We start from the raw sequence: 20,224 nt of genomic DNA, 5'->3' as shown, positions 1-20,224 counted from the left end.
GCCGACGCAGCCCGTTCGGACCTCGGGCGGTGCTACTGGCCGTCCGCCGTCGGCAGGTCCTGCTCGGTCCAGATCGTCTTGCCGGTGGGTGTGTAGCGCGTGCCCCAGTGGTGGGTCATCTGGGCGATGATGAACAGACCCCGGCCTCCCTCGTCGTCGTTCGCGGCGTGCCGCAGATTGGGCGTGGTGTGGCCGGTGTCGGAGACTTCGCAGATCAGGTTCCGGTCCCGGATAAGGCGTACCTGGATCGGGCCGCCGACATAGCGGATGGCGTTGGTGACCAGTTCGCTGACGATGAGCTCGCTGGCGAACGTCAGCTCTTCCAGCCCCCAGTCGCGGAGCTGCTTGCTGACGGCGGTGCGGATGGTGGCCACGGCCGCCGGGTCCGGGGGAAGTTCCCACTGGGTGAACTGGTTCCGGTCGAGCAGGCGTGTGCGGGCGATGAGCAGCGTCGCGTCCTCGTCCACGGCCCCGGGCAGCAGGGCGGCCACCGCCCGGTCGCACAGCTTTTCGAGGGACGCTCGGTGGTCGGCGAGGATCTGGGACAGCTGCGCGAGCCCGACGTCACGGCCGTCGGCCGCTTGGAGGAGGCCGCCCGTGAAGAGGGCGACGAGACTGCCCTGCGGGAGCTCCAGATCCGTGCTCTGGTAGGGCAGGCCACCGATTCCCAGCGGCGGTCCGGGGGGCAGCTCCGGATGGTCGACGACACCCGTGTGCGGTTCGACGACCACCAGCACCGACTCCCCGGCCCGCGCCAGACTGCACTTCCCCGAGACGGGGTCGTACACCGCGTACAGGCAGGTCACGCCCAGGGCCTCGTCGGCCTGCGGCCTCAGGTTGCCCGGGCCTTGGCCGGCTCCGCGCTCGTGCGCGGTCTGCTCGACCAGGTCGTCCAGGCGGGACAGGAGCTCGTCCGGGCTCAGGTCCAGCCGGGCCAGGACGCGCACACCCGTGCGCAAGCGGCCCATGGTGGCCGCGGCGCGCAGGCCGTGACCCAGCACGTCCCCGACGACCAGGCCGACCCGGGTGCCCGACAGGGGGATGACGTCGTACCAGTCGCCGCCCACCCCGGACCCGCTGTCGGCGGGCACGTAGCGGCTCGCCGCGTCAACGGCGGCGTACGACGGCAGGCGGCCCGGAAGCAGGCTCCGCTGGAGTTTGAGGGCCACGGCATGGCCACGGGTGACCAGCGGCATCAGCAGGAGACCGACCAGCAGGGCGCCCAGGCCCAGGACGGTGACCCCGCCCGTCCTGCCGATCAGCGGCAGGTCGACGCTGGTCGTGCCGTATCTGGGGTCCGCGTAGACGACGAAGGTGGCGTAGAGGAACAACAGGAGCATGATCATCCCGCCGAGCCCCGGCAACACGCCCTTGAAGACCAGGTCTCTGGCACTGCGGGTGAGGACCTTGCGGTGGTACCAGACGCAGGCGAAGCCGGTCAGTCCGTACTGGAATGCGATCGCGAGACCGACCGAGTCGATCGAGTCGGCCAGGACGTTCTGGCTGAACGACTTCAACAGGACCAGCAAGGCGATCGACACCGCGCCCATGCCTACGGTTCCCCAGGTCGGGGTGAGAAACCTGCGGTGGACCCGGGCGAACCGGGCAGGGACGGCCTTGTGTACCGCCATGGAGAAGACGGTCCTGGCCAGGGGCAGGATGGTGGTCTCGGCGGAGGCCAACGCCGAGGTCAGCACCATCAGGATCAGCAGTCTCGACAGGAGCAGCCCCGTGCCGTCGCTCCCGAACACGGCGTCGCCCAGTCCGGAGAACACATTGTCCGAGTTGTGCGTGTTGCCGAGCCCGATGCCCGAGGCGCCGACTCCCGCGAACGCCTGCGCCGAAGTGGACACCAGCCCGTACAAGATCAGGAGCAGCACGGTGGACATGACCGCGGCGCGCCCGGGGACGCACGTGCTGTCGACGGTTTCCTCGTTGACCGCGAATGAGGTGTCCCAGCCCCAGTAGATGAAGACCCCCGCGAGGATGCCCGAGGTCAGGGCCGTTGCCGAGGGCACCTCGAACGGGTTGAACCAGGAGGCGGAAACGTGGATCGCCGTCGCGGGAGGGCTCGTGTAGACCCTGACCAGTGCGGCGACGGCGAACAGGATCAGCATCACCACTTCCAGGCACAGCAGCCAGCGCTGGACAGCCGCCGAGAACTCGATGCCGACGTAGCAGATCACGGTCAGCGCGCCGATCCAGGCGATGCCCGCCACGGTGGTCCACAGCCGGTTCTCCGCCAGTCCGTCCAGGCCCACCAGCCGGAAGCCGTAGGTGGCGGCGACCTCGGCGAGGCTCGCCATGACGATGATGTTGGCGACGATGAGGCCCCAACCGCCCATCCAGCCGGTGCGCGGTCCGAAGGCGCGGGTGGCCCAGGTGAAGGTGGTCCCGCAGTCGGCGTTGCTCGCGTTGAGTTCCCGGTAGGCGTACGCGACCAGCAGCATCGGGATGAACGCCAGCATGGTGACGATCGGGGCCTGCAGTCCGACCCCGGCCACGATGATGCCCAGCGTGGCGGCCAGGCTGTACGCCGGGCCGGTGGAGGCAAGACCCATGGCCACCGAGGAGAACATGCCCAGGGCGTCGTTCTTGAGCCCTTTCCGGCCGGACCCCGTCCCGGGAGCGGGGCGGTCGACAGGCTCGGCGCCGCCAAAGTGCCTCACACTTGATTCCAACGCCGGGCCACTCCCCTCCGCAACAGCGCAGGGACAGCAGAATGACCCGTACCGCACTCAAACCCGCTCCACCACCGAGTGGAAGTCCACCACCACCGAATGGATGTCCGAGGCGCCTCTGGGCTCCGCGAGGGCCTCGATCACCCGATCGAGGCCCTCGCTCACCTCAGTGCGCGTGACCGCTCCCCGCGGGGGCCGGTGCGGCGTTCTTGACCGTCAGCGGCAGGAGCTTCTTGCCCGTCGGGCCGATCTGGATGCTGGTGTCCATCTGGGGGCAGGAAGCCACCCACACCCCCGCCACGCCCTCAGGAAGCAGGCTGGTGCAGCCGCTGCCGACCACCGCTTCAGGAGTTCGTTCTAACTCGACCTTGGCTGGGCCCAGCTGCGCGCACGGGTGTCGTTCTACAGCCGCCCAGTGCCGCGGCTGTCCGTGGTTGCTGATGTCAGCGCTGGATGTCCCCGGAACCAGCGCCACCTCGGCCGTCACCCCAGCTCATCCTGCCTGTGCGCTGCGACGGTGGTCACGAACGTGTGGACGCCGCTGTGCTCCTCAGCTGACCGTGGCTGACCGTTCGATCTGGCACGTATCTGGCGCGCGCAGCTGATCTACCGGAGGCAGGGTTCGCGGTGGAGACGCCCTCAGAGCGAGCAGGCGTGTGCAACCGGGGGGCGGAGGCGTCAGTAGCCGGTGCCGCGCTTGACCTGGGCCCGCTCGCTCCCATGGGTCGCACCCTTGTCGTCCAAAGTGCGACACGCGTCGGAAATGTCCTGACTCAGGCGATCGATCTGCTCGCGGCTCAGGGTCTCCTTGACCAGGGCACGCATGATCTTCACCCGCTCCGCGTTGGGCGGGAGCGTGTACGCCGGCACCATCCAGCCGCGCTCGGCCGAAAGTTGCCAGGCGACGTCGGACTCATCGTAGGCGTGCTTGCCGACGAGACGGAAAGCGACCAGCGGCAGCTGCTCGAGGTCGCTCCCGATCACTTCGAAGCGGCCGCTGCTACGCAGGTTGTCCGCCAACACGTGGGCGTTCTCCTGCAACATCTTCATGACGTAGGTGTAGCCCTGGCGACCGAGCCGGACGAAGTTGTAGTACTGCGCGAGCACCATCGACGCGCCGGTAGAGAAGTTCAGCGTGAACGTCGCGTCGGTCTTGCCCAAGTAGTTCTCGTGGAACACGAGGTCCTTGGGCAGGTCGGACTCCTCGCGGAAGACCAGCCAGCCGATGCCGGGGTAGACCAGGCCGTACTTGTGTCCCGAGACGTTGATCGAACGGACCTGCTCGAGCCGGAAGTCCCATTTCGAGTCCGGGTAGAGGAAGGGCCACACGAATGCGCCGCTGGCTCCGTCGACGTGGATCGGGATGTCGAGGTCCCGCTCCTTGCGGACGTCCCGCAGGAGCTTGTCGATCCCGACGACGTCGTCCTTGTGGCCGGTGAACGTGGTGCCGAGGACGGCGACGACGCCGATCGTGTTCTCGTCGAGGTGGGGCTCCACGTCCTCCGGGCCGATCGTGTACTTGCCCTCGGCCAGCGGCACGATCCGCGGCTCGACGTCGAAGTAGCGGCAGAACTTCTCCCACACGACGTGGACGTCCCCGCCGAAGACCAGGTTGGGCCGGTCGGCCGACAGGTTGGCCGCCTGGCGGCGCTCCCGCCACTTCCACTTCAGCGACAGCGCGCCGAGCATGATCGCCTCGGACGAGCCCTGGGTCCGACATCCGGTTGTCCTGCCCGGCGCGTTGAAGAGGTCGGCGAGCATGCGCACGCAGCGCTGCTCGATCTCGGCGGAAATCGGGTACTCCGCATGGTCGATGAAATTGCGGTGGAGATTCTCGGCGATGATCCGTTGCGCCTCCGGCTCCATCCAGGTGGTGACGAACGTGGCGAGGTTGCGCTGCGGGTCGCCCTCCATGGCGAGGTCCACATCCAGCAGCCTCATGGCGTCCGTCGCGGCCATGCCCTCCTCGGGGAATTTCTCCGAGGGAGCGGGCACGGTCAAGAATCGGTTGCCGAACAGGGCTGCGTCGTCACGCTTAGTCATATGACGATTCAAACAGCAGCCGGTGCCTGCCTCGGCGAGGGACACGCCGAGGCAGAGCAGCGAGGCTCCGAACCGGCTGCGGCCCTGCGCGCTACGGAACAGCCCCTCCTTTGGGGAAAGGCACCGACCAGCCTCCCAAAGTTCGTCGGCTCGTCCGACCCCCACACCGACCCACCGCCCACCCCAACTCCCATCCCGTCCACCATCGACCAGGCCACCGACCCACACGCCGGCGAACGCCAACGAGCCCCCTCCCAATCAAGGAAGGGGGCTCAACTGGTCTCGGTCGCATGGCAGCCCCGAACTGCCCTCAGACCCACTCCACGGAAACGATCCCCGCAGCGCCTCCAGGGCCCGGCAACGGTGTCCGGAAGGGCGTCACCGGTACAGACGGGCGAGGGCCGGGAGCGCCGGTCGCAGCCGGCGCGGCGGCGACCTCGTCCTCGCACACTCCCACCAGGGCCTCAATCACCCGATCGAACGCCTCGCTCACCTCAGTGCGCGTGACCGCTCGGCGCCGGCGCGGGGCCGGCGTTCTTGACCGTCAAGGGCAGCAGCTTCTTGCCGGTCGGGCCGATTTGTATGGCCGTATCCATCTGCGGGCAGGTGGCAACGCGAAGTAGCCGTCCCGGTTGCTGAAGGCATCCGTGCGCGGCGCTGTCCCTGTCCTCGAAGTCCGCCACCTCAAGCCTACGTTGGCGCGCGCACCACCACTGCTGTACTCCGCTGCCGTACGGCGACCGCCGTGGCGCGTCCGTGAGCTGCGCGTCATGGATGGCCCTCTGAACCGGCAGCGTGAGCCGGCTGCGGACCGGTGAGGGATGCCACAAATGAGGCCGGCCAGTGGCGTGCGAACGCCGAGGGGGCTACCGTCGACAGGGAGAACGACCGGTCTTCCTACCTCTGAAGGGGGTGGCCCCTCGGCCTTCCGGGCGGGACTGCCTCCATGCAGAGAACTGCTGGTGGGCCCTGGCGCACGTCGAAGAGAGATCAAAGAGTTCCATGAAAGCAACCCGTGCCCCGGCCTGGCTGGGGCCCCGCAGAGGGCCACTGCTTCGCGCGGCCCCACTGGGCTCAGCCGTCCGATCGGATGAGCCGGACGGCGTTCAGCAGGGTCTTGTGGGCGGCCGTCGAGTCGTCCAGGTAGCCGGCGGCCATCGCGCCGTCGTACAGCATCAGCAGCGCACCGGCGGCCGACTCCGGGTCGGCGTGGCCGAGCCGGGTGAGCAGATCCTGGAAGAGGGTGCGGATCCAGTTCCGGTGGGACGTCACCAGGCCACGGACAGGATGGTCGGCGTCCGGGTACTCGGCGGCCGCGTTCATGAACGGCGATCCGCGAAAGTCGCGCTCGCGGGCGTGCTCGGCGATGGCCTCGAAGATCAGGTCGATCGCCTCGGCGGGCGGGTGCCCGGCGGCCAGTGGTTCGGCCACCTCACGGTAGTAGGCGTCCTTGGTCAGCAGGTAGGCCACGACCAGGTCGTCCTTGGAGGCGAAGTGCCGGTAGAAGGTCGCCTTCGTCACCCCGGCCTCGGCGATCAGCCGCTCCACGCCGATCGCGCGGACGCCCTCGTAGTAGAACAGCCGCGACGCGGCCCGGACCAGGCGTTCGCGAGGCGGTAGTTCTCCCTCGGTCTTGGTCTCACGGCGCGTGCTGTCGGTGCTCTTCTGCCCAGTGCTGCTCACTTCCCCATTGTGCCCTCGGCCCTGCCCTGAGCGGCCTCTACCCCCGTACGGCCCCCATCCACAGGGCCGTCCTCCCCCTGTCCCGTACGGCCCGCAGCAGCGTGGCCGTTCATCGAAAGGCTTGAACCCGTGAATCGTCGTCTTGAAGGAACCGTCGCCCTGGTCACCGGAGCATCCAGCGGTATCGGCCATGCCACCGCGTTGGAGCTTGCCCGCGAGGGCGCCTCCGTGGCCCTGGTCGGTCGGCGCGAGGACCGGCTCACCGACCTCGCCGCGGAAATCACCGGCGCCGACGGAAAGGCCCTGGTCGTGCCCGCCGACATCACCACCGCCCAGGCCGCCGCGGAAGCGGTCGAGCGGACCGTCGAGGGCCTGGGCCGTCTGGACACGCTGGTCAACAACGCCGGCCTCATGCTGCTCGGCCCCGCCCCCAGCGCGGACCTGAACGACTGGCGGCGCATGATCGACATCAACCTCATGGGTCTGATGTACACCGCCCACGCAGCCGTTCCCCACCTGGTCAAGGCCGCCGCCGAGGAGCCGCGTCAGGTCGCCGACATCGTCAACATCGGCTCGCTCGCCGGCCGGAACGCCTACGCCATGTCCGCCGTGTACAGCGCCACCAAGTTCGGCGTCGGTGCCTTCAGCGAGGCACTGCGTCAGGAACTGGCACGCCAGCACGTCCGCGTGTCCGTCATCGAGCCGGGCAGCGTCGACACCGAACTGCGTACGCACAACCCCGACGTCATCCAGCAGCACATCGTCGCCGCCCTGGGCGACATCGAGCGGCTGCAGAGCCAGGACATCGCCGACACCGTCGGCTACATCGTCACCCGCCCCCGGCACGTGGCCGTCGCCGAGCTGCTCGTACGCCCCACCGAGCAGGCCTGAACACCAAGCCCGTGGCCAACTCCGCAGCACACAAGGAGTCGTGATGACGATGAGGCGGATCCTCGCCGTGGCAACCAACCAGGCGACCTACGGGACCAACCCCCATCGGACCGGACTGTGGATCGGAGAGCTGGTTCACTTCCATGCCAGGGTCCGCCAGGCCGGCTTCGAGGTCGACCTCGTCAGTCCGGCAGGGGGCCAGGTGCCGCTGGATCCCCGCAGCACCGGATGGGCCGACAAGCTGGTGCGCGAGTACATGACTGATCGCGCGTTCATGTCGAGCCTGGACCGCACCACCAAGGCGGCCGACATCGACCCGGCCCGGTATGCCGCGATCTTCTACACCGGCGGGCACGGCGTCATGTGGGACTTCCCCTCGAACGCTGCACTGCAGCAGGTCGCGCGGGAGATCTACGAGAACGGCGGCGTGGTCTCCTCCGTCTGCCATGGTGCCTGCGGACTGCTGAACATCACGCTTTCCGACGGCAGCCTGCTTGTCGACGGCCGCACGGTCACCGGGTTCTCCACCGCGGAGGAGCGAGTCGCCACAGCGAAGAAGAGGGTGCCGTTCTTGCTGGAGGACGAACTCCGCAAGCGAGGCGCGCACTATGTCAGGAACACCATCCCCATGACCCCCTTCGCCACCGCTGACGGCAGGCTCGTGACGGGACAGAACCCCTACTCCACCAAGGCAGTCACCGCCAAGATCATCGAGACGCTGCACCACCTTTGACCGGTCGAGGCAGCCACCGTGCGGGCTACGACCGCACGCTCCCCGAGCGCGTGGACGGTTGCCGTCAAACCCTGTCGTCAACGCAAAAGTCAGAGGCCCTGTGAAGTGATCCACAGGGCCTCTGACGTGCTGCGCACTCGACAGGATTCGAACCTGCAACCTTCTGATCCGTAGCCCTCTCCCGTTCATGGAGGGGGCTCAACCGGTCACTCAGTCGCATCGAAGCGTGGACCTGGCCTCAGACCCACTCCACCTCGGAGATGATCTGCGGAGCGCCTCCAGGGCCAGGCAACGGTGTCCGGGAGGACACTGCCGGTGCCGACGGACAAGGACGCGAAGCGCCGGCCGCAGCCGGTGCGGCGGCGACCTCGTCCTCGCTCACTCCCACCAGGGCCTCAAACACCCGATCGAGTGCCTCGCTCACCTCAGTACGCGTGACCGCTCGGCGCCGACGCCACGTTCTTGGCTTGGAGCAAGCCCCCTTGATTGCACCGTTGTTGCCCGCGAGTCCCCGCGAGTCCCCGCCCGTTCTGGCACGAGAGTGGCACGCTCTTGCGGCGGTGGTGAGGCAGCCGACCCTTGTCCCACCCCGGGTCGCGGCCTTTGCCGTGCGGACGACCTCACGATCGCCTGGGCTACGACCTTCTGATCCGTAGCTCTAGCCGGAACGGTCAGCGACGGCCATACCGGCCGCTACGAGGCCCCTCAGGAACGTTACCGGAGGTCACGTCCGCGGGAATGGTGTATCGACGGCCACTCGGCGATCTCGTTTTGAGGCTATGCGGTGAGTTCGGTGGGCAGGGCGGTCTCGTCGGTTTCTGGCTCGATCGGGTGGAGGCGGGCCTTGGTCAGCAGGTCGAGTCCCATGTAGCGGCGGGCCCCGGTCCACTCGTCGTTCTGCTCGGCAGCACCGCGCCGAGCAGACGGATCAACGCGGTGCGGTCGGGGAAGATCCCGACCACGTCGATGCGACGGCAGTTTGTCCCGCAAGGAGCTCCGTTGTTCCTGCGGAAACCCCAACTACCCGGCCTTGGGGAAATTTCGGAACCTGCCGAGGACCTTCAATGGACGCCATTGATGTCGATCGGCCACCGGGCTCACGGCCGTCTGGGTGAGTCTGACCTGTGGAGTGTTGTTCGCGGCCTCGCAAGGCGGTACGAGTCGTTCGGGGCGCCGTGGTATGTGTGCGTGATGCCTGCGCTCCGTCCGGAGGGCGTCCAGAACGATGGGAGTGAGCGGGCATGGTCCTGGCAGCACGGCTGGTGTTGGCTGCGGTCTTCGGGGTCGCGGGGATCGCCAAACTCATGGACCGCGGGGGACTGCCTCGCGCAATCGCAAGCTTCGGCCTGCCAGCTCGAACGGGGAAGCCGCTTGGATACCTTCTCATCTCCTACGAGTTCGTCACAGCCCTGGCCCTTATCGTCAACCCATGGGCAAGAATCGGTGCGCTCGGAGCGCTCGGACTGTTGCTGACGTTCTGCCTGGCCATCGTGGTGAGCATCGCACGCGGCCGGACCCCGGATTGCCACTGCTTCGGAGGGCTACGCGCCACGCCGGTCGGATGGGCCACGCTCGCACGCAACGGGCTCCTCGCAGCTACGGCGGGATTCGTCGCAACCGACGGGCGTGCCCCATGGTTCTTCACGGGCCTAGGGACCATCGCAGCGACGTGTTGGGTGGTGCTGGGACTCAAGCGATCCGGGAAAGTGCGACCGGGCATGGTCACACCGGGCTTTTCACTGCCTGACGCAACGGGACAAGTATGGACCCTCGACAAACTGTTTGCCGCTGCGCATCAGCCACTCCTGCTTCTCTTCACTGATCACGCGTGCAGCGCGTGCGACGCACTGCTGCCACAGGTGGCCCGGTGGCAAAAGGCCTATGCAGAACGGCTGACCATCGCAATCGTGAACGGCGGTTCCCCCGCAGACAGCGTTGCCTTCTCACGTGAGCACGGGCTGCAGAACCTACTGGTAGACGAAGACCGAATGCTGCTCACCACTTACGGTCTGACCGCCACACCCAGCGCAATGCTGATCGACACCGACCGGATCCTCGCCGCCGCGCCAGCAGCTGGATCAGCAGAGATCGCCGACCTGGTGACCAGGGCACTCCAACCGCGTGGTAGATCAACGATCGCACGACGCGCGCTGTTGTTCGCCTCGGCCGCGATGCTACCCGCCGTCTTCTCCACCCGCGCGATGGCCCACGGTGTTACCGGGGCGAACTGGCGCCCAAAGCGAGTGAAGTTCGCTGGGGGATGGCTCTGCAAACAGCGCTACGCGCTGTGTACTAAAGCCGCCTGCAAACCCTCGCCGAGCGACCCGAACGTCCTCATCTGCCGCTGCGTGGTGGAATACGGCTACTCCTACGGCTATAAGTCGTGTGCAGAGCGGGCACCAGCCGACAACAGATTGGTATCGACGTTCTCGACACAAAACACCAATCACCGTACCCGCACCATGACCTGCACACCCCGAGCACAATGGGCAAACTGTCTGGACGTGGACTGCGAAATCGACCCGCGCAACCCGAGACACGCTGTGTGCCGCTGCAAGTCCGTGGAGAGCGGCGACTTTTTCACATTCGGCGGAAACTGCGACACCAGCACCTGCACCTCCGTGATCTGGTCAGCGGCAACACCACCCGGAGTCCCCTTCCAAGCCGCGATGGAGAGCATCGGCCTATCAGTCACACTCCCCAAAGCATGCCCGACAGGCACAGACGACGATGACCTTCCGCCTAGCGGGCTGGAGCTGCTTTGGGGCGAGTGATCATGGCCCCGTAAGCTCATGACGAGTCGGGAAGTCCGTGAACCTGCCCGTTGAAGCACGACGTTGGGGCCGTGATCTTCGAGGCTCGCCCCAAAGTGGCTGGCTAAAGTCGTGGAGCCGACCGCCCCAGCCACGACTGTTCTGACCTCATGCCGCCGGCCAACCCAACCCAGGGCGCGCGTCGGCGCAGCCCGCGCGGAGCGGGCCGAAGGCAGGAGCGGCGCCCGGCGCGGAGCCGGGAGCGCGCCCGGCGGAGCGGAGCGCAGCCGGGCCTTGACGACGTAGAGCAACTCGTAACTCAGCCACGTGAGGCACCCCACAGCGCCAAGCCCATGGACTCCCGCGCCGACGAAAGCCAGCGAGCCCCCTTCCCAGCCAGGAAAGGGGGCTCGCGGCCACACAGTCGCACACAAGGCGATACGGACCTCAGTAGGGTCGGGGACTGGCGCGGTGGCTGATGCCCCGTTTCCAGTCCCCGCCGCTTCAAACCGTGCATGCAGTTCTCCCGCACACGGCTTTCCGACATCGTTCACCGGCTGGCATGCGCCGTTGCCCTGTGCACGTTTCCGGTAAGGCGGTAGACACCGAGCCGGGTGATCCACCCATAAGTAAATCGGGTGGTCCAGTTCCTGCCCGCAAGTCCGTGTTTCGCGCTGGCAAAGATCGCCAGCCGTTCGTGGACATAGCCGTCGACCACGTTGAACTTCCGTCCGGAGTTCCCGTTACGGAAGTACGCCGACCAGCCCCGCAGGACCGGGTTGAGATCGGCGACCACGGCGGATACCGGCCGCTCAGTCTTCGAACGAGCGGTCGCCGCACGGACTTTGTCCCGCAGTACCCGCATCGCCCTGGCCGAGGGCCAGCGTTGCAAGTAGTACCTGCCCCGCCATTTCCACGATTCCATCTTCCGGTGGTGGAAGCCGAGAAAGTCGAAGCCCTGCCCGCCTCGGGTGAGGCAGACGATGCCGGTCTTCTCAGGATGCAATCGCATCCCGAGCCGTTCCAGAACTCGTGCCGCCAATTCACGGGCCTGTTCGGCCCGTTGCTTGGTCGGCGACAGGACTACGAAATCATCGCAGTACCTCACCAACGTCCCCAGCCGGCGACCTTCGTTCTGCCACGCCTCGTCGAGAACGTGCAGCGCGATATTTGCCAGCAATGGGGAAATCGGTGAGCCCTGAGGGGTTCCCGCCCCGGTAGGCGAGGTCACCCCGCCCACCAGGACTCCCATCCGCAGCCAGGCCCGGATCAGCTTCAGCATCGGCCGGTCCACCACACGCCGCGCCACTTGGGCCATCAGCGCCTCATGGTCGATCGTGCCGAAGCAGTCGCGGATATCGGCCTCGAACACCCACTCCCGCCGCTGGTTCGCGGCGACACGCACTGCCTCGCACGCGTCGATCGCGGACCGCTTCGGCCTGAATCCATAGCTCGCCTCGGTGAACTGGGCCTCGAATACTGGTTCCATGACCAGTTTCGCAGCCGTCATCACCACGCGGTCCGCCACGGTGGGGATCGATAGCGGCCGGAACTCCCCCGGCCGCCCCGGTTTGGGAATCTGGACCCGTCGCAGCACTGACGGACGATACGTATGCGCCCGCAGTCTCTGCGAAAGGTCTTGGAGGAATGCATCCACCCCCGAGGATTCCACCGCGTCGACGGTCGTACCGTCCACGCCGGGGGCACCCCGGTTTGCGCACACACCGGCCCACGCCCGCCTCAGAACGTCCATGCGGTGGACATGGCCATACAGGGCGTGAAACCGGCGTTCGGGTTCTTGCTCGGCACAGCGGTAAAGCGTCCGTTGCAAGGCTCGGACCTTGTCCAGAGGACGGCGGACTGGTCCTGCGACGCTTTCCTCCCGGCGGATGGAACTAGCCGTAACGGCACTCATCCGGGTCCCTCCCTGTTTTCGAATCGCGTCGATGAAGCAGGGGCCCTTCGCTCCCAGCGGGTTGTGTTGTCCCGCCGATCGTCACTACTACGACCCCCTCCGACTGCCTCTCGACAACCCGCCATTTCCCGGTTCTGCCGGTTATAGGCAGGCCACGCTTCCCGGGCCGCAATACCCGGGGCCGAGGAGGCTCTCTCCAGTTCCCAGGACAACCTTCCGACCATTCCACGCCCCTTACGCCGGGAGGTTCTTCGACGACCGCTCCAGGTCCGAGATCATCTTCCGTGGCCTTCGCCAATCAAGCACAGGCTCGGCTCCTCCTTGGCCCGCCCGCGGGCGGGGGTTAAATGACGACGCTGCAGGCTTCACTTCATGTTGCGGACTGGTCGGTTGCACGCCCCCGAGAGGCGCTTGTCACTCCACTTCGACGCCACCATTTCGGGCGACGCCGGGAGTCAGCTACCGGGGACCCTGGCGTCTCCCCGGACCGGACTTCCACCGGCTGGCTATCCTGAGCTTGACGTCCGGTTACATCGTTCACACCCCTTCTGAACTGGGAAGACGCCCGGACTGCTGGACGTACGCTTGATCATTAACCTCGCTGCTGTTTCAGGCGGACGTGTTCGGTGAGGGTTTCGATTCGTTTCACGGTCTTTCCAGGCTCGTGACGTGGGGCTGACCTGCGGTTCTTTGAACCGGGTGGGCGTCCGGGTCCGGGCTTGGAGGGTCTGGGCACGTCGGCGGGACGGGCGGTCTTCACGCGGAGGTGGCGGAACCCCCGCCGAACCCGGGCAGGGGTGAGGCGACGAGGTTGCGCCGGCCGCTCCCAGGGCCGACGAAGGTCCTCGGCGAGGGGCCGGGCAAGGCGGAGCTGGGTGTGGGCGGCGATGATCAGCCACGTCCACAGGTCGGCCGTGTGCGGATCGCGGACCTTGGGGACGGTCCAGCCCAGGGTCTGCTTGAACAGTCGGAAGGTATGTTCAAGATCGAATCTGCGAAGGAACGCCTGCCAGCGCAGGTTGACGTCTTCGCCGGTCATGCCGGTGCGTGAGGACCACAGCCATACCGGCTTCGGGTCACGGTCACCGGGCAGGTGCTCAACCTTCAGCCGGATCAACGTGCCGTGGAGCAGAGGGAGTTCACCGCAGTGATCGAGCCAGGGGCCACGGGCCTGTAACCGGGGGTGCATCCGGTCCCAGGCGAGGGCTTCGGCTGTGCCGTAGCGGGTGGTGTCGCACGTGGTGGCCTGGTCAGGGGTGTGCCAGGACTCCGGCTTGGAGAAGGTGAGGACGCCGCCGTGCTTGCGGGGCTGTCCGCCGCGCGGGGTGGAGCGGCGTGGGCCGGCGTCCCGGAGCATGACGCGGTCCGAGCGGAGCCGGCCGACCAGCTCGACGGGCAGGTCGGCCAGGACATAGGCAAGACGGGTGACGTCGTAGCCGGTGTCCATGACGACGAGGATGTCCGCGTCGCCCGGCCGCCACTGCCCGGCGTGCACCAGCCGGGTGACCACCTCGCGCAGCTGGCTGGCGGTCACCGCGGTGGCATCGTCGCACGGCCCCAGCCGGATCGCGTCCAGCACAGCCGTCCAGGACGTGCGTCCCGTCTCCAGCGCGGCAACGAAGGAGTAGGGCCAGCCGGGGATGAACTGATCCGCGCTGCGGCCCCGCCCGTAGACGTGGCAGAACAGCAACTCCGGGCTGGTGGGGGCGTCGGGACGCAGCCAGTTGCTCACGTCCACCGCGAGCACGATCCGCCCGTCGGCGGCACGCGGCAGCGGCGTGGAGGCCAGCAGCCTGCGCAGGCGGCGCGGCTCCAGCCAGCCGTGATTGACCGCGTCGTACATCGCTCCGTGCCCGCGCCGGTGCTCGGCCGTGAGCGTCAACTCGACCAGCGAGGTGACCGGGCCGTCCGAGCACAGCACCGCGTCGGCGAGCTCGAAGAGCGCATCCGCCCGGGTGTAGAGACAGTCGTAGAACTGGACACGAAAGTGGGACAGGACGCCCAACGCGGCGTCGGCGGACTGTTCAGGGGCGAGACTCTTCACCAGCGGCCGTTCCTTCACGCGACGTTGCTCGACACCTCGAAGCGTGAAGAACGGCCGTCCTGCTGTCCCGGGAACGAACCAAGATCAGCGGGTCAGGTGAACGGCCGAGGTTAAACACCAAGCTCAGAAGCTGTTGTCTTTCCGGACGTGATCGCCGCGTTTCCGCTGGTCGGGCGTGGGGTCGGTGATTCGGTGGGAGTAGTGGCCTGTCGTGCTGTCGCTCCCTGGGAGGTCGTGGATGCCGTCGGTGGTCGGGCTGTTGGAGCAGCGTGAGCTGGGTGCTCGCCGTCGGTTGGACGGGCTGCGGGAGGAGGCCGACCGCATCCAGGCCGAGCTGGCCGTGGCCGAGCGGGAATGGAAGGAGTGGGCCATCGCCTGCTCGCGGGTCGGCGAGGTGCTGGCCCCGGCAGACGAGAGCGCGCAGGACCACGCCCGGGTCGAGGGGACCGCGCCGGCCGCCGGGGAGCAGACCGCAAAGACGTCGCAGGTGCCGGATGCTGCGAAGACGAAGTCGCAGGTGCCGGTGTGGCGTGAGGGGCTGGCCTGGGCGGTGCTGTCGGTGGACTACCAGCGCATCCTCACGGCGCTCGCGGACCGGCACCGGCTCCATCAAGGGCCGCTGACCTGCCAGGAGATGGCCGCGGCGTTCGGCATGGACGCGGTGCCGGCACGGGTGGAGGCGCTGCGATCGAAGGCGAAACGCCTGGTCGCGCGCGGCTGGCTGGCCGAGCCCGCGCCGGGCAGGTTCACCCTCGCGCAGGCCGTGGCCGGGCCAGGCGGCGGGTCATGAGCAGGGTCATCGACCAGTAGATCATCGCTTCGGCGCTGGTGGTGCGGCGTTCGTAGTCGCGTGCCAGGCGGCGGGTGCGCATCAGGTGGGCGAAGAGGCGCTCGACGATCCACCGCTTGGGCAGCACCACGAAGCCGCGCATGTCGTCGCTGCGTTTGACGATCGCCAGGACCAGCGAGAACGCGGTGAGGCAGTACTCGACGAGGCTGCCGGTGTAGCCGCCGTCGGCCCAGACCAGGGCGAGCCGGTGGTGCACGTCGGCCACCTGCTCCAGCAGCACCCGGGCGGCGGCGCGGTCACCGATGTCCGCGGCGGTGACCATCACCCCCAGCAGCAGGCCGAGCGTGTCGACCACGACGTGCCGCTTGCGCCCGTTGACCAGTTTGCCGCCGTCGAAGCCGCGGCTGTCCGCGCCGACGACGGCGTCCGCCTTGACGGACTGCGAGTCGATCACCGCAGCCGTCGGCTCCGCATCCCGCCCCAGCTCCTCGCGGACCCTGGCCCGCAGCCGGTCGTGGAACTCCTTGACCAGGCTGTGGTCGCGCCAGCGGCGGAAGAACGCGTAGATGCGGTCCCACGGCGGGAAGTCCGCCGGCATCGCCCGCCACTTGATGCCATTGTCGACCAGGTAGCGGATCGCATCGAGTATCGACCGGTGGCAGTACGCCTCCGGCTGCCCGCCCCGGCCCCGCATCCAGCCCGGCACCGGCAGCAACGGGCGGACCACGGCCCACTCCCCGTCCGTCATATCAGTCGGATACCGGCGCTCACGCACCGGATTGTCGGCGGCGTTCCCGAACCGGTGAGCCAGACAGTCACACCCAGGGGTGACCGAGCTGGACTGCCCGGACATCGACACGGAAGACTGCGGCACCAGGGCCTCCTGCTGCTCGGTGACTAGACACCAACGAGCTGTTCAGGAGGCCCTACTTGTATGCACCGACCACCCCGCGACCACCCAATCGGGACTCTCGTTCGACGCGCATCTCTCAAGATCGGAAAGACAACAACTTCTCAGTAGGGTCGGGGACTGGCGCGGTGGCTGATGCCCCGTTTCCAGTCCCCGCCGCTTCAAACCGTGCATGCAGTTCTCCCGCACACGGCTTTCCGACATCGTTCACCGGCTGGCATGCGCCGTTGCCCTGTGCACGTTTCCGGTAAGGCGGTAGACACCGAGCCGGGTGATCCACCCATAAGTAAATCGGGTGGTCCAGTTCCTGCCCGCAAGTCCGTGTTTCGCGCTGGCAAAGATCGCCAGCCGTTCGTGGACATAGCCGTCGACCACGTTGAACTTCCGTCCGGAGTTCCCGTTACGGAAGTACGCCGACCAGCCCCGCAGGACCGGGTTGAGATCGGCGACCACGGCGGATACCGGCCGCTCAGTCTTCGAACGAGCGGTCGCCGCACGGACTTTGTCCCGCAGTACCCGCATCGCCCTGGCCGAGGGCCAGCGTTGCAAGTAGTACCTGCCCCGCCATTTCCACGATTCCATCTTCCGGTGGTGGAAGCCGAGAAAGTCGAAGCCCTGCCCGCCTCGGGTGAGGCAGACGATGCCGGTCTTCTCAGGATGCAATCGCATCCCGAGCCGTTCCAGAACTCGTGCCGCCAATTCACGGGCCTGTTCGGCCCGTTGCTTGGTCGGCGACAGGACTACGAAATCATCGCAGTACCTCACCAACGTCCCCAGCCGGCGACCTTCGTTCTGCCACGCCTCGTCGAGAACGTGCAGCGCGATATTTGCCAGCAATGGGGAAATCGGTGAGCCCTGAGGGGTTCCCGCCCCGGTAGGCGAGGTCACCCCGCCCACCAGGACTCCCATCCGCAGCCAGGCCCGGATCAGCTTCAGCATCGGCCGGTCCACCACACGCCGCGCCACTTGGGCCATCAGCGCCTCATGGTCGATCGTGCCGAAGCAGTCGCGGATATCGGCCTCGAACACCCACTCCCGCCGCTGGTTCGCGGCGACACGCACTGCCTCGCACGCGTCGATCGCGGACCGCTTCGGCCTGAATCCATAGCTCGCCTCGGTGAACTGGGCCTCGAATACTGGTTCCATGACCAGTTTCGCAGCCGTCATCACCACGCGGTCCGCCACGGTGGGGATCGATAGCGGCCGGAACTCCCCCGGCCGCCCCGGTTTGGGAATCTGGACCCGTCGCAGCACTGACGGACGATACGTATGCGCCCGCAGTCTCTGCGAAAGGTCTTGGAGGAATGCATCCACCCCCGAGGATTCCACCGCGTCGACGGTCGTACCGTCCACGCCGGGGGCACCCCGGTTTGCGCACACACCGGCCCACGCCCGCCTCAGAACGTCCATGCGGTGGACATGGCCATACAGGGCGTGAAACCGGCGTTCGGGTTCTTGCTCGGCACAGCGGTAAAGCGTCCGTTGCAAGGCTCGGACCTTGTCCAGAGGACGGCGGACTGGTCCTGCGACGCTTTCCTCCCGGCGGATGGAACTAGCCGTAACGGCACTCATCCGGGTCCCTCCCTGTTTTCGAATCGCGTCGATGAAGCAGGGGCCCTTCGCTCCCAGCGGGTTGTGTTGTCCCGCCGATCGTCACTACTACGACCCCCTCCGACTGCCTCTCGACAACCCGCCATTTCCCGGTTCTGCCGGTTATAGGCAGGCCACGCTTCCCGGGCCGCAATACCCGGGGCCGAGGAGGCTCTCTCCAGTTCCCAGGACAACCTTCCGACCATTCCACGCCCCTTACGCCGGGAGGTTCTTCGACGACCGCTCCAGGTCCGAGATCATCTTCCGTGGCCTTCGCCAATCAAGCACAGGCTCGGCTCCTCCTTGGCCCGCCCGCGGGCGGGGGTTAAATGACGACGCTGCAGGCTTCACTTCATGTTGCGGACTGGTCGGTTGCACGCCCCCGAGAGGCGCTTGTCACTCCACTTCGACGCCACCATTTCGGGCGACGCCGGGAGTCAGCTACCGGGGACCCTGGCGTCTCCCCGGACCGGACTTCCACCGGCTGGCTATCCTGAGCTTGACGTCCGGTTACATCGTTCACACCCCTTCTGAACTGGGAAGACGCCCGGACTGCTGGACGTACGCTTGATCATTAACCTCGCTGCTGTTTCAGGCGGACGTGTTCGGTGAGGGTTTCGATTCGTTTCACGGTCTTTCCAGGCTCGTGACGTGGGGCTGACCTGCGGTTCTTTGAACCGGGTGGGCGTCCGGGTCCGGGCTTGGAGGGTCTGGGCACGTCGGCGGGACGGGCGGTCTTCACGCGGAGGTGGCGGAACCCCCGCCGAACCCGGGCAGGGGTGAGGCGACGAGGTTGCGCCGGCCGCTCCCAGGGCCGACGAAGGTCCTCGGCGAGGGGCCGGGCAAGGCGGAGCTGGGTGTGGGCGGCGATGATCAGCCACGTCCACAGGTCGGCCGTGTGCGGATCGCGGACCTTGGGGACGGTCCAGCCCAGGGTCTGCTTGAACAGTCGGAAGGTATGTTCAAGATCGAATCTGCGAAGGAACGCCTGCCAGCGCAGGTTGACGTCTTCGCCGGTCATGCCGGTGCGTGAGGACCACAGCCATACCGGCTTCGGGTCACGGTCACCGGGCAGGTGCTCAACCTTCAGCCGGATCAACGTGCCGTGGAGCAGAGGGAGTTCACCGCAGTGATCGAGCCAGGGGCCACGGGCCTGTAACCGGGGGTGCATCCGGTCCCAGGCGAGGGCTTCGGCTGTGCCGTAGCGGGTGGTGTCGCACGTGGTGGCCTGGTCAGGGGTGTGCCAGGACTCCGGCTTGGAGAAGGTGAGGACGCCGCCGTGCTTGCGGGGCTGTCCGCCGCGCGGGGTGGAGCGGCGTGGGCCGGCGTCCCGGAGCATGACGCGGTCCGAGCGGAGCCGGCCGACCAGCTCGACGGGCAGGTCGGCCAGGACATAGGCAAGACGGGTGACGTCGTAGCCGGTGTCCATGACGACGAGGATGTCCGCGTCGCCCGGCCGCCACTGCCCGGCGTGCACCAGCCGGGTGACCACCTCGCGCAGCTGGCTGGCGGTCACCGCGGTGGCATCGTCGCACGGCCCCAGCCGGATCGCGTCCAGCACAGCCGTCCAGGACGTGCGTCCCGTCTCCAGCGCGGCAACGAAGGAGTAGGGCCAGCCGGGGATGAACTGATCCGCGCTGCGGCCCCGCCCGTAGACGTGGCAGAACAGCAACTCCGGGCTGGTGGGGGCGTCGGGACGCAGCCAGTTGCTCACGTCCACCGCGAGCACGATCCGCCCGTCGGCGGCACGCGGCAGCGGCGTGGAGGCCAGCAGCCTGCGCAGGCGGCGCGGCTCCAGCCAGCCGTGATTGACCGCGTCGTACATCGCTCCGTGCCCGCGCCGGTGCTCGGCCGTGAGCGTCAACTCGACCAGCGAGGTGACCGGGCCGTCCGAGCACAGCACCGCGTCGGCGAGCTCGAAGAGCGCATCCGCCCGGGTGTAGAGACAGTCGTAGAACTGGACACGAAAGTGGGACAGGACGCCCAACGCGGCGTCGGCGGACTGTTCAGGGGCGAGACTCTTCACCAGCGGCCGTTCCTTCACGCGACGTTGCTCGACACCTCGAAGCGTGAAGAACGGCCGTCCTGCTGTCCCGGGAACGAACCAAGATCAGCGGGTCAGGTGAACGGCCGAGGTTAAACACCAAGCTCAGGCCCACTCCACCTCGGAAACGATGTGCGGCGAAGCCTC

Annotated in this window: 12 protein-coding genes and 1 pseudogene; 4 read left to right on the top strand and 9 right to left on the bottom strand. The window is 67.4% G+C overall.

Features of this window, described 5'->3' with window-relative positions; genetic code table 11:
- Window positions 1–32: 32 nt before the first annotated feature.
- The 3 genes from SMIR_RS43670 to SMIR_RS25415 all read right to left on the bottom strand — a co-directional run bounded on the left by SMIR_RS43670 (window position 33) and on the right by SMIR_RS25415 (window position 6,407).
- A complete protein-coding gene (locus tag SMIR_RS43670; protein WP_249938475.1) occupies window positions 33–2,669 on the bottom strand; it encodes an amino acid permease in 2,637 nt (878 codons plus the stop codon).
- A gap of 690 nt (window positions 2,670–3,359) precedes the next feature.
- A complete protein-coding gene (gad, locus tag SMIR_RS25420; protein WP_168491486.1) occupies window positions 3,360–4,724 on the bottom strand; it encodes a glutamate decarboxylase in 1,365 nt (454 codons plus the stop codon).
- A gap of 1,074 nt (window positions 4,725–5,798) precedes the next feature.
- Window positions 5,799–6,407 (bottom strand): TetR/AcrR family transcriptional regulator, encoded by a 609-nt coding sequence (locus tag SMIR_RS25415; RefSeq protein ID WP_248002916.1) that lies wholly within the window; start codon window positions 6,405–6,407, stop codon window positions 5,799–5,801.
- A 129-nt stretch (window positions 6,408–6,536) separates the two neighbouring features.
- Between SMIR_RS25415 and SMIR_RS25410 the strand changes: the two genes are divergently transcribed.
- Window positions 6,537–7,298, top strand: coding sequence for an SDR family NAD(P)-dependent oxidoreductase (locus tag SMIR_RS25410; RefSeq protein ID WP_212727418.1), 762 nt, complete (start codon window positions 6,537–6,539; stop codon window positions 7,296–7,298).
- 43 nt (window positions 7,299–7,341) lie between these two features.
- Window positions 7,342–8,031, top strand: coding sequence for a type 1 glutamine amidotransferase domain-containing protein (locus tag SMIR_RS25405; RefSeq protein ID WP_168491492.1), 690 nt, complete (start codon window positions 7,342–7,344; stop codon window positions 8,029–8,031).
- A 777-nt stretch (window positions 8,032–8,808) separates the two neighbouring features.
- Here the strand turns inward: SMIR_RS25405 and SMIR_RS25400 are convergent.
- A pseudogene (locus SMIR_RS25400) lies at window positions 8,809–9,005 on the bottom strand (transposase); the annotation flags it as partial.
- 267 nt (window positions 9,006–9,272) lie between these two features.
- Here SMIR_RS25400 and SMIR_RS25395 point away from each other — a divergent pair.
- The gene (locus tag SMIR_RS25395; protein WP_168491494.1) at window positions 9,273–10,805 is read left to right on the top strand and encodes a MauE/DoxX family redox-associated membrane protein; all 1,533 of its coding nucleotides are present in this window, start codon (window positions 9,273–9,275) and stop codon (window positions 10,803–10,805) included.
- 529 nt (window positions 10,806–11,334) lie between these two features.
- Here SMIR_RS25395 and ltrA (SMIR_RS25390) read toward each other — a convergent pair.
- A complete protein-coding gene (ltrA, locus tag SMIR_RS25390; protein WP_249938636.1) occupies window positions 11,335–12,537 on the bottom strand; it encodes a group II intron reverse transcriptase/maturase in 1,203 nt (400 codons plus the stop codon).
- Window positions 12,538–13,291: 754 nt separating this feature from the next.
- A complete protein-coding gene (locus SMIR_RS25385) occupies window positions 13,292–14,743 on the bottom strand; it encodes an NF041680 family putative transposase (protein WP_168486688.1) in 1,452 nt (483 codons plus the stop codon).
- A 238-nt stretch (window positions 14,744–14,981) separates the two neighbouring features.
- On the opposite strand from SMIR_RS25385, the gene SMIR_RS25380 reads away from it, so the two are divergent.
- Window positions 14,982–15,533, top strand: coding sequence for a hypothetical protein (locus SMIR_RS25380; protein WP_212727417.1), 552 nt, complete (start codon window positions 14,982–14,984; stop codon window positions 15,531–15,533).
- Here SMIR_RS25380 and SMIR_RS25375 read toward each other — a convergent pair.
- From SMIR_RS25375 to SMIR_RS25365, 3 genes are all read right to left on the bottom strand, one after another.
- On the bottom strand, window positions 15,490–16,407 hold the full coding sequence (locus tag SMIR_RS25375) for an IS5 family transposase (protein WP_249938474.1): 918 nt from the start codon (window positions 16,405–16,407) through the stop codon (window positions 15,490–15,492). The two genes, SMIR_RS25380 and SMIR_RS25375, sit on opposite strands and share 44 nt — an antisense overlap.
- A 243-nt stretch (window positions 16,408–16,650) precedes the next feature.
- Window positions 16,651–17,853: a group II intron reverse transcriptase/maturase gene (gene ltrA / locus SMIR_RS25370; RefSeq protein WP_249938636.1), complete on the bottom strand. Its 1,203-nt coding sequence runs from the start codon at window positions 17,851–17,853 to the stop codon at window positions 16,651–16,653.
- Between the two features lie 754 nt (window positions 17,854–18,607).
- The gene (locus SMIR_RS25365) at window positions 18,608–20,059 is read right to left on the bottom strand and encodes an NF041680 family putative transposase (RefSeq protein WP_168486688.1); all 1,452 of its coding nucleotides are present in this window, start codon (window positions 20,057–20,059) and stop codon (window positions 18,608–18,610) included.
- Window positions 20,060–20,224: the final 165 nt, after the last annotated feature.

The organism is Streptomyces mirabilis (genome assembly GCF_018310535.1).
In the GTDB taxonomy this organism is placed as follows: Bacteria; Actinomycetota; Actinomycetes; order Streptomycetales; family Streptomycetaceae; genus Streptomyces.
This window is presented reverse-complemented; position numbering and strand designations above follow the sequence as displayed.

What these genes read in the sequence shown, in the direction of transcription:
- SMIR_RS25380 (WP_212727417.1), top strand. Translation starts at nt 14,982, where the DNA reads ATGCCGTCGGTGGTCGGGCTGTTGGAGCAGCGTGAGCTGGGTGCTCGC.
- ltrA (WP_249938636.1), bottom strand. Translation starts at nt 12,537, where the DNA reads ATGGACGTTCTGAGGCGGGCGTGGGCCGGTGTGTGCGCAAACCGGGGT.
- ltrA (WP_249938636.1), bottom strand. Translation starts at nt 17,853, where the DNA reads ATGGACGTTCTGAGGCGGGCGTGGGCCGGTGTGTGCGCAAACCGGGGT.
- gad (WP_168491486.1), bottom strand. Translation starts at nt 4,724, where the DNA reads ATGACTAAGCGTGACGACGCAGCCCTGTTCGGCAACCGATTCTTGACC.
- SMIR_RS25405 (WP_168491492.1), top strand. Translation starts at nt 7,342, where the DNA reads ATGACGATGAGGCGGATCCTCGCCGTGGCAACCAACCAGGCGACCTAC.
- SMIR_RS25395 (WP_168491494.1), top strand. Translation starts at nt 9,273, where the DNA reads ATGGTCCTGGCAGCACGGCTGGTGTTGGCTGCGGTCTTCGGGGTCGCG.